Here is a 3,396-nt window from a genome sequence, read left to right as displayed (position 1 = left end):
CAGGCTGCGCAGGCCGGCCGGGATCGGCAGGGCTTCGTGCAGGTGCGACTGGGTCAGCAGCAAGGCGATGCCGCTGTCCTCGAACATGTAGCTCAGGCGATCCTGGGGGTATTCCGGGTCCAGCGGCACATAAGCGCCGCCGGCCTTCACGATGCCGAGCAAACCGATGACCATCTCCAGGCTGCGCTCCATGGCGATGCCCACCAGCACGTCCGGGCCCACGCCCTGCTCGCGCAGCTTGTGCGCCAGCTGGTTGCTACGGCGGTTGAGCTCGGCATAGCTCAGGGTCTGCTCGCCAAAGACCAGCGCCGGGGCATCCGGGGTGGCGAACACCTGGGCCTCGATCAGCTGATGGATGCTGTGCCCTGCCGGGAAGTCCGCTTCGGTGGCGTTCCAGTCGCGCACGATGATGTGCCGCTCAGGCACGTCCAGCAGCGGCTGGTCGGCAACCCGCTGCCCAGGCTCGCATACGATCCCCTGCAGCAGGTTCAGCCAATGCCGGGCCATGCCCTCGATGGTCGCCGCGTCGAACAGGTCGGTGGCGTAGGTCAGTGCCGCGCCAATGCCCTGCTCGTGCTCGAAGGTATCCAGGGTCAGGTCGAACTTGGCGGTGTGGCTGTCCCAGACCAGCTCTTCCATCTGCAGCCCTTGCAGGCTACGGCGCTCGCCCTTGGCCTGGGTCTGGTGGTTGTACATGACCTGGAACAGCGGGCTGTGGCCCAGGTTGCGCTCGACCTGCAAGGCCTCGACCAACTGCTCGAATGGCAGGTCCTGATGGGCCTGGGCACCCAGTGCGCGTTGCTTCACCTGCTGCAGCAGGTCAATGAAGGTCATCTGCAGGTCGAACTCGGCCCGTAGCACCTGGGTGTTGACGAAAAAGCCGATCAGGCGCTCGGTCTCGACCCGATTGCGGTTGGCAACCGGTACACCGACGCGGATGTCTGGCTGGCCGCTGTAGCGGTGCAGCAGCGCCTGGAAGCTGGCCAGCAACAGCATGAACGGCGTCACGCCCTGCTGCTGGGCCAGCTGCTTGAGCGCCCCGGCCAGTTGCTGGTCCAGAGCGACCTTTACCCGTGCGCCCTGATGGCTGCTCACGGCGGGCCGCGGGCGGTCGGTGGGCAGCTCCAGCACGGGCTGCTCTTCCCCCAGTTGCGCGGTCCAGTAGGCCAGTTGCCTTTCCTGCTCGCCGGCCTCCATCCAGTGGCGCTGCCAGGTGGCGTAATCGGCGTACTGCACCGACAGTGTCGGCAACGCCACGGGGTGGCCCTGGCTGTGGCCGTGGTAGAACTGCACCAGCTCGTTGACCATTACCGGCATCGACCAGCCGTCGGAGACGATGTGGTGCAGGGTCAGCACCAGCACATGTTCGTCTGCTGCCAGGCGCAACAGGCGCACACGCAGCAGCGGGCCCTGCTGCAGGTCGAAAGGCAGGTGGGCTTCGGCCTCGACACGCTGACGCAGGTGGCTGTCATCGGCCTGCGCCAGCACTTCAACGGCCAGTTCGAAAGGGACATGTGGGTGGATCACCTGAACCGCTTGTTCCCCTTCCAGGCGGAAGGTGGTACGCAGCGTTTCGTGGCGCTCGATCAGGGCCTCGAAACTGCGCTGCAGGGCTTGGGTATCCAGGTGGCCTTTGAAACGCAAGACGGACGAGAGGTTGTACGCGCCGCCCACCTCGCCCAATTGCGACAGTATCCACAGGCGCTGCTGAGCGTAGGAAAGCAGCACCGGCTCTGCAGGATCCCTCGGGAAGATCGGCGTGACACCGTACAGGTTCACGCCTTGTTTCTTGAGCAAGGCTGCCAACGCCTTACGTTTTTGGGTGGACAACGATACGACCGTATCGAGCAGCTCTTGCACAGGGAATCTCCTAAGAAATCAGCTCATCAATTTCCTCCGTAGTTAGACGGTTGAGTGGTGGCATGGATTTAGATGGAAATTCGGGGGAGGCAGCGCCCGGTGCATGTACAGCGTCAGCCTGAAACCTGCACCGAACCCACTTCCCATGGCACTGCACATAACTCATTGAATTGGCAGGGCCCCTGTGGAACTCGGAAACCTGCGCCGTACCTGTAGGAGCCGGCGCGCCCGCGAACACCGGCGTAGCCGGTGCCATCCACCGCTTCGCCTGCTTCGCGGGTGAACCCGCTCCCACAGGGACCCCACCGACTGAAGGAATGCGCCATACCTGTGGGAGCGGGCGCGCCCGCGAACACCGGCGCAGCCGGTGCCATCCACCGCTTCGCCTGCTTCGCGGGCATGCCCGCTCCCACAGGGACCCCACCAGCTGAAGGAATGCGCCATACCTGTGGGAGCGGGTTTACCCGCGAACACCGGCGAAGCCGGTGCCATCCACCGCGTCGCCTGCTTCGCGGGCATGCCCGCTCCCACAGGGACCCCACCAGCTGAAGGAATGCCTCATATCTGTGGGAAAGGATTTACCCACATGCACGGATCACATCAGGGCCTCAGGAAATCAGTTCATCGAGCTCTTCCATGCTCAGGCTATCGAGCAGCGCCAGGGATCTGGCCAGCTGGTCCTGGGTGGAATCGACCAGGGGCGACCTGGCTTCCAGTTGACGACTGAAGTCAGCCAGCACCGGGAACTCGAAGAGTTCTTTCAATTCGGCCACTACGCCCGCTTGCTCCCGGATGCGCACGATCACCGAGGTGGCCAGCAAGGAGTGCCCGCCAAGCTCGAAGAAGTTGTCACCCAGGCCAACCCTCTCCACCTTCAGCACATCCGCCCAGATCGCCGCGATCTGCTGTTCCAGATCGCTCTGCGGCGCGATGTACTCGCCCTGCGACTGGCTGGCATCCGGCTGCGGCAGGGCCTTGCGGTCCAGCTTGCCGTTCGGCGTCACTGGCAGCTTGCCGAGCAGCAGCAGGTGCGCCGGCACCATGTAGTCCGGCAAACCGGCCTTCAGCGCCTCGCGCAGGCTGTCGCGCAATGCGCCTTCGTCTTGCGTGCTGTCGACGGGCACCACATAGCCCATCAGCTGCTTGCCGCTTGGCCCGTCCTGGGCCAGCACCACGGCTTCCTGCACACTCGGCAGCTCCAGCAAGCGCGCCTCGATCTCGCCCAGTTCGATGCGCAGGCCGCGGATCTTCACCTGGTGGTCGATGCGCCCGGCGTAGTCGATCACGCCATCGGCGCGGTAGCGCGCAAGGTCGCCGGTGCGGTACAGGCGCCCGCCGGTGCCGCTGAATGGGTCTGGCACGAAGCGTTCGGCGGTCAGCGCCGGGCGCTGGTGGTAACCACGGGCCAGGCCTACGCCGCCGAGGTACAGCTCGCCGGCACTGCCGCGCACCGCCGGTTGCAGGCTGCCTTCGAGGATGTGGGTCTTGAGGTTGTCGATCGGCTGGCCGATCGGCACGCTGATGCTTTCGTCCGGC

The 3,396-nt window shown here is 65.1% G+C and carries 2 protein-coding genes; both read right to left on the bottom strand.

Annotated features, from left to right (window positions below; genetic code table 11):
- Positions 1-1,860, bottom strand: a 1,860-nt coding sequence (locus CAG00_RS27320; RefSeq protein ID WP_139832857.1) for a condensation domain-containing protein, incomplete at its 3' end; no start/stop codon positions are given.
- 608 nt (positions 1,861-2,468) lie between these two features.
- Positions 2,469-3,396: phosphopantetheine-binding protein (locus tag CAG00_RS27310; RefSeq protein ID WP_139832855.1), on the bottom strand; the 928-nt coding region annotated here is incomplete at its 5' end.

It is taken from the genome of Pseudomonas sp. B5(2017) (genome assembly GCF_002112825.1).
In the GTDB taxonomy this organism is placed as follows: Bacteria; Pseudomonadota; Gammaproteobacteria; order Pseudomonadales; family Pseudomonadaceae; genus Aquipseudomonas; species Aquipseudomonas putida_Z.
This window is presented reverse-complemented; position numbering and strand designations above follow the sequence as displayed.